14 protein-coding genes are annotated in these 13,548 nt (G+C 38.1%); 8 read left to right on the top strand and 6 right to left on the bottom strand.

Annotated features, from left to right (window positions below; translation table 11 throughout):
* Positions 1 to 252: 252 nt before the first annotated feature.
* The gene (locus LB467_RS14600) at positions 253 to 1,200 is read right to left on the bottom strand and encodes a phosphoribosylaminoimidazolesuccinocarboxamide synthase (RefSeq protein WP_224474789.1); all 948 of its coding nucleotides are present in this window, start codon (positions 1,198 to 1,200) and stop codon (positions 253 to 255) included.
* Between the two features lie 159 nt (positions 1,201 to 1,359).
* Complete coding sequence (locus LB467_RS14595; RefSeq protein WP_224474788.1) at positions 1,360 to 2,313, bottom strand: PhoH family protein; 954 nt, start codon at positions 2,311 to 2,313, stop codon at positions 1,360 to 1,362.
* A gap of 219 nt (positions 2,314 to 2,532) precedes the next feature.
* Here LB467_RS14595 and LB467_RS14590 point away from each other — a divergent pair, with 219 nt between their 5' ends.
* The 5 genes from LB467_RS14590 to dnaN all read left to right on the top strand — a co-directional run bounded on the left by LB467_RS14590 (position 2,533) and on the right by dnaN (position 7,416).
* Positions 2,533 to 3,372, top strand: coding sequence for an SAM hydrolase/SAM-dependent halogenase family protein (locus LB467_RS14590; RefSeq protein WP_224474787.1), 840 nt, complete (start codon positions 2,533 to 2,535; stop codon positions 3,370 to 3,372).
* The gene (locus LB467_RS14585; protein WP_224474786.1) at positions 3,369 to 3,662 is read left to right on the top strand and encodes a putative quinol monooxygenase; all 294 of its coding nucleotides are present in this window, start codon (positions 3,369 to 3,371) and stop codon (positions 3,660 to 3,662) included. Before LB467_RS14590 ends, LB467_RS14585 begins: the two co-directional genes overlap by 4 nt.
* 24 nt (positions 3,663 to 3,686) lie before the next feature.
* Positions 3,687 to 4,424, top strand: coding sequence for a gliding motility-associated ABC transporter permease subunit GldF (gene gldF, locus LB467_RS14580; RefSeq protein WP_224474785.1), 738 nt, complete (start codon positions 3,687 to 3,689; stop codon positions 4,422 to 4,424).
* A gap of 3 nt (positions 4,425 to 4,427) precedes the next feature.
* Positions 4,428 to 6,098, top strand: coding sequence for a gliding motility-associated ABC transporter substrate-binding protein GldG (gldG, locus tag LB467_RS14575; protein WP_224474784.1), 1,671 nt, complete (start codon positions 4,428 to 4,430; stop codon positions 6,096 to 6,098).
* 199 nt (positions 6,099 to 6,297) lie between these two features.
* Positions 6,298 to 7,416, top strand: a complete 1,119-nt coding sequence (gene dnaN / locus LB467_RS14570; protein WP_079711949.1) for a DNA polymerase III subunit beta — start codon at positions 6,298 to 6,300, stop codon at positions 7,414 to 7,416.
* A gap of 335 nt (positions 7,417 to 7,751) precedes the next feature.
* Here dnaN and LB467_RS14565 read toward each other — a convergent pair whose 3' ends face one another.
* A complete protein-coding gene (locus tag LB467_RS14565) occupies positions 7,752 to 8,090 on the bottom strand; it encodes a DUF4870 domain-containing protein (RefSeq protein ID WP_224474783.1) in 339 nt (112 codons plus the stop codon).
* Between the two features lie 154 nt (positions 8,091 to 8,244).
* Between LB467_RS14565 and mnmE the strand changes: the two genes are divergently transcribed.
* The 3 genes from mnmE (at position 8,245) to LB467_RS14550 (ending at position 11,759) form a co-directional block, all read left to right on the top strand.
* The gene (gene mnmE / locus LB467_RS14560; protein ID WP_224474782.1) at positions 8,245 to 9,648 is read left to right on the top strand and encodes a tRNA uridine-5-carboxymethylaminomethyl(34) synthesis GTPase MnmE; all 1,404 of its coding nucleotides are present in this window, start codon (positions 8,245 to 8,247) and stop codon (positions 9,646 to 9,648) included.
* A 223-nt stretch (positions 9,649 to 9,871) separates the two neighbouring features.
* Positions 9,872 to 11,014 (top strand): site-specific integrase, encoded by a 1,143-nt coding sequence (locus tag LB467_RS14555; protein WP_224474781.1) that lies wholly within the window; start codon positions 9,872 to 9,874, stop codon positions 11,012 to 11,014.
* 346 nt (positions 11,015 to 11,360) lie between these two features.
* Positions 11,361 to 11,759, top strand: a complete 399-nt coding sequence (locus LB467_RS14550) for a hypothetical protein (protein WP_224474780.1) — start codon at positions 11,361 to 11,363, stop codon at positions 11,757 to 11,759.
* Here LB467_RS14550 and LB467_RS14545 read toward each other — a convergent pair.
* Genes LB467_RS14545 through LB467_RS14535 form a run of 3 tightly spaced genes read right to left on the bottom strand, consistent with a single transcriptional unit; the run spans position 11,737 to position 13,546 of the window.
* Positions 11,737 to 12,216, bottom strand: a complete 480-nt coding sequence (locus LB467_RS14545) for an ASCH domain-containing protein (RefSeq protein WP_224474779.1) — start codon at positions 12,214 to 12,216, stop codon at positions 11,737 to 11,739. The genes LB467_RS14550 and LB467_RS14545 overlap by 23 nt on opposite strands.
* A 60-nt stretch (positions 12,217 to 12,276) precedes the next feature.
* A complete protein-coding gene (locus LB467_RS14540) occupies positions 12,277 to 13,221 on the bottom strand; it encodes a HipA domain-containing protein (protein WP_224474778.1) in 945 nt (314 codons plus the stop codon).
* Positions 13,211 to 13,546, bottom strand: a complete 336-nt coding sequence (locus LB467_RS14535; RefSeq protein WP_224474777.1) for a HipA N-terminal domain-containing protein — start codon at positions 13,544 to 13,546, stop codon at positions 13,211 to 13,213. The genes LB467_RS14540 and LB467_RS14535 overlap by 11 nt, the downstream gene beginning before the upstream one ends.
* Positions 13,547 to 13,548: the final 2 nt, after the last annotated feature.

The following is a 13,548-nucleotide window of genomic DNA, read 5'->3' as shown; positions in this document are numbered from 1 at the left end:
CGGCTGTCCGTTAAAATCCTTACTTTTACCCATGTCTAGCTTTTTTGTGTCGTAACTCAAAAGTAGACATACCGGGTTAGTGTTCAAATTGCTAGCCCGGTTTATTTTTTTTACCGGACACTAGTGATAAATAATAAAATCTATCTCCGTCAATGGTAATTTATTTCAGGGTCTAAGGTGTTAGTAATTAAAAGATATTAGATCCTGAAACAAGTTCAGGATGACGTTTTTAATATATTTTAGAAAAAACCTCTATTTCAAATACTCCAAAACATTATTTTCAATACGGGTTTCAATATTATTGATGTCGCTTTTAATAAAAGTTTCGCCGGTAATTTTTTCGTATAATTCTATATAACGTTCAGAAACCGATTCGATATATTCATCGCTCATTTCGGGTAGGATCTGGCCTTCCAATCCCTGGAATTTGTTTTCAATAAGCCATTGCCTTACAAATTCTTTCGATAATTGTTTTTGCGGCTCATCTTTGTCCTGTCTTTCCCGGTAGCCATCGGCATAAAAATAGCGGGAGGAATCCGGCGTGTGAATTTCATCTATCAAAAGAATTTCCCCATCAGCGTTTTTACCAAATTCGTATTTGGTATCTACCAGAATTAAATCTCTTTTTGCAGCGATTTCGGTTCCGCGTTTAAAAAGGTTTCGGGTATATTTTTCAAGGATTTCGTAGTCTTCTTTAGAAACAATAGCGCGTTTTAATATCTCTTCTTTAGAAATATCCTCATCGTGGTCGCCCTGTTCGGCTTTGGTGGCAGGGGTGATAATCGGCTCTGGAAATTTATTGTTTTCCTTCATTCCGTTTGGCATTTCTACCCCGCAAAGCATACGTTTTCCGGCTTTATATTCCCGGGCAGCGTGACCGGCCAGATATCCGCGAATAACCATTTCAATTTTAAAGGGTTCGCAAGCCTGGCCTACGGCAACGTTGGGATCTGGTGTTGCTTCCAGCCAATTGGGGACAAGGTCGCGGGTGGCTTCCATCATTTTTGTGGCGATCTGGTTAAGGATTTGGCCTTTGTAGGGAATGCCTTTTGGCATCACCACATCAAAAGCAGAAAGCCTATCAGTCGCCACAATTACGAGTTTGTTGTTTTTTAAAGTATAAACATCCCGTACTTTACCTTTGTAAACATCGGTTTGGCCGGGAAAATTGAAATCGGTTTTTATAATGGTATTCTTCATTAGGATTTATTCTGAATTTGGAGATTGAATAATATAAATTATACGTATCTCAATAAAATGTCACGTCGAGCGCAGTCGAGACGTTTTTGTTTGACCCTTCGACTCCGCTCAGGAAGACAAAAACTATTTTTAGGTTTTTAAACGGATAAGCATAAATTATTAGTCGGTATGTTCAATTTCTTTGTAGGCAGAAATAATCTTTTTCACCAGTCGGTGTCTAATCACATCCTTATCGTCCAGGTAAATCATGCCAACACCTTTCACTTCTTTTAGGACCAGTAAAGCTTCTTTTAAACCTGAAATTACCCTGCGTGGCAAATCTATTTGCCCCGGGTCTCCGGTGATCATAAATTTGGCGCTTTTCCCCATTCGTGTAAGGAACATTTTCATTTGCGCGTGGGTGGTATTCTGGGCTTCATCCAAAATCACGAAAGCATTATCTAAAGTACGTCCCCGCATAAAAGCGAGTGGTGCAATTTGTATAACCCCCTTTTCTATAAAAGCATCCAGCCTTTCCTGCGGAATCATATCGCGAAGCGCATCATAAAGCGGTTGCATATAAGGATCCAGTTTCTCTTTAAGATCTCCGGGAAGAAAGCCAAGGTTTTCACCGGCTTCAACCGCGGGCCGGGTAAGGATAATCCTGCGAACCTGTTTTTCTTTTAGAGCTTTTACGGCAAGCGCCACACCGGTATAGGTTTTACCCGTTCCGGCAGGGCCAATGGCAAAAACCATATCGTTTTTACGCATCAGTTCAACCAGTTTTCTTTGGTTTGCTGTTTGGGGTTTTATCAAACGTCCACCAACCCCGTGAACTAAAACTTCGCCGCTCTCGTCTGAAGTTTGATAATCTGAACTTTTCTCGCTGGTAAGCACTCTTTCAATCACATTCTCGTCCAGTTTGTTATACTTTCCGAAGTGATCCATAAGCATGGTAATGCGTTCATCAAATTCTTCCAGCATTTCTTCGTCCCCAAAAACTTTAATTTTATTTCCGCGGGCTACAATCTTCAGCTTCGGAAAGTATTTTTTAAGAAGTTCAATATTCTCGTTGTTCTGCCCAAAAAATTCGCGGGGATTAATTTCTGAAAGTTCAATAATAATTTCGTTCAAAAGCTTATGGTTTTAGTTGAAAAGTGATGTTCAAAACATTTTTATTTATAGCGGTTCTTTATTTGTAGCTGCTAAGTTTTAATACTAATTTTGGCAGGCAGAAGTTAAATTGGTTGCATTGAATTTTTAATTGAAAATACAAATAAATTTATCTTCGCTTACTATACAAACTTACACAAAATAAGCGCTTACAAGTTAAAAAAATATTAACAATCACCTATGGCTATCATCACTTTAACCACCGATTTTGGAGAGAAAGATTACTTTGTGGGAGCGGTTAAGGGAGCTATTTATAGCGAATTAAAAGATGTTAGAATTGTTGATATTTCACATTCTGTTTCACCGTTTCATATTAGTGAGGCCGCCTACATTATTAAAAACGCTTATAATAGTTTTCCAAAAGGCAGTATTCATATAATTGGGATCGATTCAGAATTTACACCCGAGAACAAACATTTGGCCGTTTTACTGGACGATCATTATTTTATTTGTGCCAATAATGGAATTTTATCTTTACTGGCTTCAGAAATAAAGCCCGAGAAAATTGTGGAAATCAATATCCACGATGCTATTGAAACTAATTTTCCCGTTTTAGATGTTTTTGTAAAAGTAGCCTGTCATTTAGCTCGCGGAGGGACCCTGGATGTTATTGGAAAAAATATTAATGAAATAAAGTACCTGAAACAGTTTGAACCAACTATAAATTCTGAAAAAAACCAGATCGTTGGGCATGTTTTATATATTGATAACTATGGAAATGTGATTACCAATATTAGCCGTAAGTTATTTGAAAGTATTGGAAAAGGAAGAAATTATATAATTAGTGCGAGAATGGTTACTTTTCCGCAGATTTATGAAGCCTATTCCGACTGGATTAATTTTGAAGTTGAAAAGGAGAACCGTGGGGAAGAAGATGGCAAAAAACTCGCTTTGTTCAATTCGGCTGGTTATATAGAGCTTGCCATTTATAAAAGCAATCCTTCTACGGTGGGAAGTGCTTCAACGCTTTTTGGTCTGGAACACCGGGATACCGTAACTATTAAATTTGATGAGAAATGATACACAGAATTGTGAAAATGGAATTTGATCCCGAAAAAATCGAAGAATTCCTGTCTAATTTTGAAGCAAATAAAAAGAAGATAAGGGCATTTGATGGTTGCTATAAACTGCAATTATTGCAGGACCAACACAATACAAATATCTTTTTCACGTATAGTTACTGGGTAGATGAGGAGTCTTTGGAAAGTTACCGGAATTCAGAATTATTTAAAGGAGTGTGGGCAAAAACCAAAGTGCTTTTTAACGCCAAGCCGGTTGCCTGGAGCACTGAAATATTAAGTAGCGAATAATAAAATTTAGAATCACTTTTGCCGATGCTGGCTATTTTAAACAAAGAGATAAATTCATTTTTTTCGTCGCCAATCGGTTACCTGGTGATTGGGATCTTTTTGGTGGTTTGCGGCTTGTTTTTGTTTGTTTTTACCGGGGATTACAACATCCTGGATAATGGTTTTGCCGATGTAAAACCATTCTTCAACCTTGCGCCCTGGATCTTTATTTTCCTTATTCCCGCCATTACCATGAAGAGTTTTTCTGAAGAAAAACGGCAGGGAACTATGGAGTTGTTACTTACCCGTCCCATTGGTTTTACACAACTTATCCTTGGAAAATATTTTGGCGCTTTAATCCTGGTACTTTTAGCGATTTTACCCAGTATTTTATATGTAATAACTATTCACCAGCTTGGAAAGCCGATAGGAAATTTTGATTTGGGGGCAACTATGGGTTCTTACCTGGGGCTGATTTTCCTGGCGGGCTGTTATACGGCGATCGGGATTTTTGCTTCTTCTTTTTCCGAGAATCAGATTATCGCTTTTATTATTGCGGTTTTTTTATGTTTTTTAAGCTTTTTTGCTTTTGAAGGATTGGGAAATCTGGATCTATTTGGAAGCACAAATTATGGGGTGGAATATCTCGGGATTAGTTTCCATTATCAAAGTATTAGCAGAGGCGTTATAGATACCAGGGACATTATTTATTTTCTAAGTTTTATCGTGCTTTTTCTCAAACTCACGCAGATATGGTTAATCTCAATCCAGAAAAAATCTTAGGCTGTGAAACATCAAAACACATATAAAGCCGTTTTTCTGTTGCTAATTGCTGTAGTTGCGATAAACCTGCTGGCAGCAAACTTTTTTGAGCGTATAGACCTTACCCGTGATGGGCGTTATACATTGTCTCCTGCCGCGAAGGAAATTGTTTCAGATGCTGATTCGCCCATTGTTATTGAAGTTTTTTTAGAAGGAAATTTCCCTGCGGAATTTAGACGACTTCGGAATGAAACCCGGCAAATGCTGGAAGAGTTTTCAGCCTATAACAGCAATATTAAATTCACTTTTACCAATCCTTTAGAGGAAAGCAACGATGCTGAGGCTACTGCACGGGAATTTTATCAGAGAGGAATGCCTCCTGCGAGAGTTAGCGTTCAGGAAAGTGGAAAAAGCTCTGAAGCTTTGGTTTTTCCCTGGGCAGTTGCCAGGCTTGGTGATAAAAAAGTACAAATCCCTTTATTAAAGAATAAACTTGGGGCTACCGATGAGGAACGGGTTTCCGGGTCGGTCCAACAACTGGAATACGCTATCGCCAATGCGCTGAATAAGTTGATTTATCCGCGGGAAAAGAAAATTGCGGTAATGCGCGGCAATGGCGAACTGCCCGATGCGCAAATAGCCGATTTTATTAAAACCCTGCAGGAATATTATTTTATGGCGCCGTTCACTTTAGATTCGGCGGCGGTAAATCCTCAAAAAACGCTTCAGCAGTTAAAGGAATACGATTTAATCCTCGAGGCAAAACCCACCCAGGCTTTTACCGAAAACGAAAAATTTGTTTTAGACCAATATACTATGAGTGGTGGAAAATCGCTTTGGCTTACTGAAGCCGTAGCAATGGAAACCGATAGTTTACTGAACCCTTCCGGAAGGGCTTTTGCTTTGCCCCGTGACCTTAATCTGGGCGATTTCTTCTTTTCCTACGGAATTCGTATTAACCCGATTTTGATTAACGATATTTATTCGGCACCGATTATTTTGGCTTCAGGGCAGGGAAATAACACCCGGTTTAATCCGTATCCCTGGTTTTACAGTCCGTTGACCACTTCACCAAACGATCACCCGATAATCAATAATATTGAAGCGGTAAAATTTGAGTATGCGAATCAAATTGATACGCTTCAGAATAATATTGACAAAACAATTCTATTAAGCAGTTCACCGCAAACCAGGCTCGAAGGTACGCCCCGTGAAATCAGCCTTGAAATGGTAAGCAGGGAGCCCGATTTAGCTACCTATACAGATGGGGAACAACCGCTGGCTGTTTTACTGGAAGGAGAATTTACTTCGGTTTATAAAAACAGGATCAAACCTTTTGAAATTGAAAATCCGCGGGATGATAGTCCGGAAACAAAAATGCTGGTTATTTCAGATGGTGATGTGATTAAAAATGATGTGCAACGCGGGGAACCGCTGGAACTTGGCTTTGAACGCTATACCGGTAATACTTACGGTAACAAAGAATTTTTGCTGAACGCCGTAAATTATATGCTGGACGACAGCGGACTTATAGACATACGCAGCAAGGAAATAAATATCGCTTTTCTGGACGATCAAAAAGCAGCTGATGAGCGGGAAAAATGGCAGGTAATGAACCTGGTATTGCCTTTAATCCTTCTTGGGATTTTCGCCTTCGGATTTAATTATTTCAGAAAAAGGAAATACCTGAAATAGCTTTCCTATATGTTGATTATTAGAAAATAAAATCAACATATTAACAATCTTAAAAATATTATTCGTTTTAAGGTGCTTAAAAACAGTTATTTATATAGAATACCAATGTTTTTGATGTTAATAAAAACTCATCGCCACAAGCTCAATTTTTAATAGATTAAAATATATTTGTATTGATTTCTAATTAATCACAAAGCCGATGAAATTTATTGTATCCAGCAGTTATTTGCTGAAACAGCTTCAGATACTGGGCGGTGTTATTAACAACACCAACACCCTTCCAATTTTAGACAATTTTTTATTCGATCTTAAGCAAGATGAACTTACGGTTTCTGCCTCAGACCTTGAAACTACAATGTCTGCCAAACTTAAGGTAGAATCAGATTCCGAAGGAAAAATAGCGGTTCCTGCAAAGTTGCTTTTAGACACGCTAAAGACCTTTCCGGAGCAGCCGTTAACTTTTGTTGCTGAAGATAACAACACGATAGAATTAAGCTCTAACCACGGTAAATACGCGCTTGCTTACGCCGATGGTGAGGAATTTCCGAATCCGGTAGAGTTGGAAGACCCCAGCAGCACGGTTTTAGAAGGCGATATTTTGGCCACTGCAATTAGTAAAACCATTTTCGCTTCAGGAAACGACGATCTTCGTCCGGTAATGAGCGGGGTTTTCTTTCAATTCACAACAGAAGGATTGACTTTTGTGGCTACAGATGCACATAAATTGGTGAAATACCAGCGGGAAGATGTTTCTGCTTCACAGGCTTCAGATTTTATTATGCCTAAAAAGCCACTAAACCTTTTAAAAGGAATTTTGGCAGGTAGCGAAAGTGAAGTGCTTATTGAATATAACGATTCCAACGCGAAATTCACTTTTGATGATACGCAGTTGGTTTGCCGTTTAATTGACGGAAAATATCCAAATTACGAAGCGGTAATTCCCAAAGAAAATCCGAATAAGTTAACTATAGAGCGCAATCAGTTTTTAAGTTCTGTACGCAGGGTTTCTATTTTCTCAAATAAAACCACGCACCAGGTACGTTTAAAAATTGCCGGGGCTGAATTGAATATTTCTGCGGAAGACGTGGATTACAGCAACAAGGCGGAAGAGCGTTTAACCTGTTCTTATCAGGGCGACGATATGCAAATTGGTTTTAACTCGCGTTTCCTTACCGAAATGCTGAACAATTTGACTTCAGATGAAGTACAGCTGGAAATGAGTTTGCCTAACCGCGCGGGAATTTTAACCCCGGTTGACGGACTTGACCCGGGAGAAAAAATTACGATGCTGGTTATGCCGGTGATGCTTAACAATTAGTATTTAGTACTGAGTAGAGAGAATTGAGTATATAATAAAAAGAGGTTGTCTGAAAGGCTTTTAAAATCGTCATTCTGAATTCATTTCAGAATCGAAAATGTTAATAATCAAAACATGTTAGAAGCTGAAACAAGTTCAGCTTGACGAAATCAGACTTTTCAGACAACCGCATTTATTTTGAAGATTTTTCAAACTAAAACCGAATCCTAATCTCAAAGGTTTTCAAAACCTGTGAGGTTTTTATTTTTTCTTCGAGTAATGGAAATGGAGTATATAATAAAGGCAGCCGATTGGCTGCCTTTATTGGTTAGGCTAAAATTTAAATAACAATTTTTCTATTTTATAATCTCGATAGTTAAGGGATAATTCGGAATTTCCCCGTTGCTCACTTTAATTGCATTGATAATAGGCAGGATTAGCATTATAATTGCAATCCCGATTAGGGCGATAATTCCTAGGCCGAATAAAAAGATAAGCGGAATGCAAATAAGACCATAGATAAACATGCTTATTTGAAAATTCATGATCATTTTTCCGTGGAAATCCATTCCCGCAACTTTATCCTTTTGGGTTAGCCACAGGATTAACGGAACTATAAATCCACCGATTCCGGTAATTAGATCCAGTAACTGGCTTAAGTGGGTGATGACGAGCATTTGATTGTCTTCTCTCATGGTATAGTATCGAGTAATTAGTATTGAGTATTCGAAGTTGAATACAACTCCTAAAAATAAGACGATAAATTTTGCATTTTGTTACAAATTCTAATAAACGCAATTTTTCTCCCCCTCTTTTGGAGGGGGGTGGGGGGAGGCTTATCTTTGCAATATGAAATTAAACGACACTATTGTAGCGCTTGCCACACCGTCTGGAGCCGGTGCTATTGCGATTATAAGGGTTTCGGGACCTGAAGCCCTGGCCATTGTTTCCCCGCTTTTTAAAGCAAAAAGTAAAAAGGAACTGGAAAAACAGCCTACCCATACCTTGCATTTGGGGAATTTAATGGATGGGGATCGCACCTTAGATGAGGTTTTAATTTCAGTATTCCGAGCACCAAAATCTTATACCGGCGAAGAAACCATTGAAATTTCCTGCCACGGAAGCCCATATATTCAACAGGAGATTATCCAGTTGATGATCAGAAAAGGTTGCCGTTCTGCAGAAGCCGGTGAATTTACGATGCGCGCTTTCCTAAACGGAAAAATGGATCTTAGTCAGGCAGAAGCCGTAGCCGATCTGATCTCTTCTGAAAATCAGGCCTCCCACCAAATGGCAATGCAACAAATGCGCGGCGGATTTTCTAATGAAATTCATCGTTTACGCCAGGAATTACTGGATTTTGCGTCATTAATCGAATTGGAACTGGACTTTTCGGAAGAAGATGTGGAGTTTGCCAATCGCGATCAGTTTAAAGAATTGGTGGCCAGGATCCAGCAGGTTTTAAAACGCCTAATTGATTCTTTTGCTACCGGAAATGTGCTTAAAAACGGAATTCCCGTTGCGATTGTGGGCGAACCAAACGTTGGAAAATCTACCTTGCTGAATTCACTTTTAAATGAAGAACGCGCCATTGTTTCTGAAGTTGCCGGTACCACCCGGGATTCTATCGAAGATGAAATGAGCATTGGAGGAGTTGGTTTTAGGTTTATTGACACTGCCGGTATCAGGGAAACTGAAGATGTGGTGGAAAGCATTGGCATAAAGCGAACTTTTGAAAAGATAGGGCAGGCGCAGGTAGTTGTGTATCTGTTAAATGCAGAAAAGTTTAAAGCTCAAAGTTCAAAGTTTAAGGTTGAAATTAAGAAAATACATAATCAATTTCCTCAAAAACCCCTTGTTGTGATCGCCAATAAAGTAGATCAACTTACCGAGCAGGAGAAGGAGAGTTTATTTGAAAATCTAAACGAACTGGAAGGGGCGAGTTTACAGTTGATTTCGGCCAAAACAGGAGAAGGGGTAGAGGAACTTAAAAGTAAACTTCTTGAATTTGTAAATACCGGCGCGCTTAGAAATAATAATACGATTGTAACTAACAGCCGCCACTACAATGCACTTTTAAAAGCACTGGAAGAGATAAATAAAGTGGAAGAGGGTTTAAACAACGATCTTTCGGGAGATCTCTTGGCAATTGACATAAGAGAAGCACTGGAATACTTCGGCGAAATAACCGGACAGGTCACGAATGACGAATTGCTGGGGAATATATTTTCTAATTTCTGCATCGGCAAATAAACAGTAGATTTTATTTGATATCAAATGATATCAAATGATGTCAAAACGTAATAATAGAGAGGCTTTTGAGCCTCTTTTATTTTTTGTTATATTTCCTATTTTAACTATTGGTACACCTATTTTTGTACCTTTGGTACACCTCGATGTTAAAATGTGCACCTCAGGTGTACTTTGGTACACCTCGTATTCTTTTTTTAGTTATCTTTATGAAAAACAAGGAGATATGAAAATCAAACTTAAAAAGAAGAAACTAACTTCTGGGAAGTACAGCCTTTATATCGAATACTATAAAGGAAAAATTAGAGATGCAAATGGTAAGCAGACCAATATAAGAGAGTTCGAATACCTCAAAGAATATTTGTACATAAATCCCAAAAATGCTTCTGAAAAAAAGCAAAATGAAGAAACCCTTTTAAGAGCCGAACAAATTCTTTCGATCCGAAGAGCAGAATATGCTCAGGGTAAATATGGTATAAAAGATAGAAGTAAGGACCGACTTCTCTTCCTCTCGTATTATGATAAACTTAAAGAGGAGCGTTACGAAAACAAAGGAAACTATGACAATTGGGATGCCGCTCAAAATCACATTGAGGACTACTGCAAAAAAAGAAAAATAACCTTTGAGGAGATAAACGAAGATTTTGTAATTGGTTTTAAAAAGTATTTAAACAAGACTTCCAGTATTAACACCAAAACTCCCCTTTCCCAAAATTCTAAATATACATACTACAATAAGTTTAAAGCAGCCTTGAGACAAGCTTTTGAAGATGGATATACTCGTAGAAACTTCGCTACCACAGTTAAGGGGTTTGCCCAGGGAGAAACAACCAGGGAGCATCTTACCCATGAGGAGCTTCAGGCAGTGACAAAAGCACATTGCAAACACCCAGTTTTGAAATCAGCTTTTTTGTTCAGTTGCCTTACAGGATTAAGGTGGAGTGATATTAACAAGCTCGTCTGGTCTGAAGTACGGGATGAAAAGGATGAAACCCGGTTAATTTTTAAGCAGAAAAAAACTGCGGGACAGGAGTATCAATTCATCTCTAACCAGGCAAGACAGCTTTTAGGTAAGAGAAAGCGAGAAAATGACAAAGTATTTCAGGGTCTCAAATATGGAGCTCACTTTAATGCTGAGATTTTAAGGTGGTGCATGCGTGCAGGTATTACTAAACATATTACTTTTCATAGCGCCCGCCATACTCATGCTGTTCTCCTACTTGAAAATGGTGCTGACATATATACTGTTTCCAAGATCCTGGGTCATAAAGAAATAAAAACTACCCAGGTCTATGCTAAAATAGTAGATAAGAAGAAAAAGGAAGCTGCTTATCTAATTCCCGAACTCGACATGGATTATGAGTTTTGATTTATTCAAATATCTGACCACCCTTGGCTTCATCTATATTTATGGAAGGCTAATTTTACATTATGGTGAAATGCTTTGGGCTTATATGATGAATGAGAGAATTTTATGGAATATAAAAATTGAAAGACCAAGGATTCTTTTCTTGGGGTTGGGTTTGGGAGTTATGCATCTTGCTGTTTATTCGCGGTATTCTATTGAATCAGATACGCTTCTAGTCCTAGCAATAAGTTTTCTTGTTTTTTTAGCCGGCTTTTTTCTTTCCATTCTTCCCTGGACCGATAAATTTAAAAATAGTATGCAGAGCCAAAAGCCAGCTGGCTCCCTAAAAAAGGACAAAAATTTTAATTTGGCTATTTCAGAAGGTCAAATTCAAATGTTATATCATAATCTAATGAGGTATGATCTTTTGAATTCTGAGAAGACAAGCCTCCTGGATTTCCAAAAGGTGCTTACTGAAAATTGGGAAACTCATAATTCGAAAATCCATTTCAATATGGATGGTGCAAGCTGCAGGGAGTTCTATGATTATTTTACCCAGACTTTTCCCGAAAATTCTTTAACGATGAAAAATTTCTTTGAAACTTCTAAGCTGGTAATAAGGTCCGATGGGAAACCTTATAAGTATAATACCATTAAAAGTGCCCCGTTAAAAACGGTCTCCTCGAAGGAGAACGATAGGTTGAATAAAATTTTTCAAGAGCTGACTTTAAACCAGGCACCATCTAAAGTGGATAAATCTTTTTAAAATATTCGCAAACTATGATCATATCTTCACTGAATTTTTCCGGATAGGAGGCCATCTCTCTTTCGTAATATGCCTGGTGAACTTTTTTCCAGTATTTTAAAGATTTATCACCTTCGCCTTCAGTTGCTGCAAATTCTTCTTTGATTTTATTAAATGGAACCTGCTCTATCTTCAGCGTTTCAATTATAGCTTTTGCATTTCCATTCCAATCCGTCACAACTTGTTGGTCCCCGGCTCTTGGCAGAGGTTTATTATTTTTTTCAAACCACAATAATGAAGTAGCAGTTGCTTGCTTTATTCCCTGTACGACTAACTCTGCACATTCATTCGCATCTTTTTCATTGTCACAGAAATAGAAAGAAACTGGAACTTCTCCTAATTTATTCTGAGGGTTTTGAGTAAGAAAGTCTTCCCATAGGCTTATTACAGATTTAAAATTTTCTCTTCCATTATTCATAGTTTCCCTATCTCGAAATTTTTTGAGTGCTTTTTAAATTTGTTTTATTCCGCTACCTGCCTACTCCAATTTTGAATAACGCTGCTCTAATAGATCCGAGTATTTTTGCTTGTATTCGCTTGATAAGAAGGAGCTTTCTAAAAGAGAAAGAGCGTTCTTTTTATTTTTAATGAATCTTTTAAATACTCCATCAATTTGCTTTTTGTTCAATTCCAGTTTCTCTCCCAGACTCACAAAATGTTTTTTTGCCAACTTATTCCGTTTTCCTTCAAGAGTTAGCGCCAGTTCTTCATCATCTTCTGGGTTAACTATAGCTACATTTAAAAGATCATAGGCAGGGGACAAGACCCATTCTCTGCTTCGCTTTATTAAAGAAAAGTTTTTCAGGTGCATATCGTTATTCCCCGTGAGAAAACTAAATACAGCTATTTCAAAAAAATAAAGTTTATCGAGTAAGGTGTTAGAGGAATAAGTCCCTATTGCCTTTCCTACTTTCTCCATCGAACCTTTGTATTTATCAAACGCCTCCAGAACCTGAAACATATCGAGCATATGAATCTTTTCATTATTAAGTGTCCGATCTATTCTCTTTGTGATATAAGCTAACTCTCCAGATTTTAATCTTATTAAACTTGAAGAAACCGTCCTTATTCCAAAGCCTTCTGCCATTCGCATTGTAACATGTTCGTTTTCCGGCATTTCAGCAAAAGCTGCAGAGGGTGGTTTTAAAATATAATTTCCTCCGAGCGCTCCTACCACTGTTAACCTGTTATTTTCCGATGCTAGTGCGTTATCGATGAAGGATAAGGAAAGTTTAGGTTGTACCCCAGGAACTGCTATTCTTCTTTCCACCACATTTTTTGCCAGATCTACCATTTGATCCAGGGAATAATCTAGCTGAGGCGGAATTTCAGTACCAAAGAAATTTACACTGCAATTGGTGTGAAAATCTTTCGGATCTGTATCTGCCAGTTCCTTGTAACAATATAGACATCTATTCTGCATTTTCTGTAACTATTGGGTGAACACTGACCGCACCTATACAATTTTTGCAACAAGCTAAAAGTAGTCCCATTCGGTCATTAGGGTTAATTTTCCAGTTTTTTGAGGCTATATCAAGAAGCCATCCTTCCGGGATAAGACCTTCAAAAAAAGGAAAAAGCCGTTTTTCTACATAAAGTTCTTTTCTAACCGGCATGGTAAACGTGATAAATTGATCGGGATATTTATGAACGTAATCAATTTCATATTGAAATTGATACTCACCGTCATCGGTTTCGGTTAAAATACCTGCCAGAAGCTCCTGGTAATAAATTTTTGCCTGTCTCATAA

It is taken from the genome of Salegentibacter tibetensis (assembly GCF_020164485.1).
Classification (GTDB): domain Bacteria; phylum Bacteroidota; class Bacteroidia; order Flavobacteriales; family Flavobacteriaceae; genus Salegentibacter; species Salegentibacter tibetensis.
This window is presented reverse-complemented; position numbering and strand designations above follow the sequence as displayed.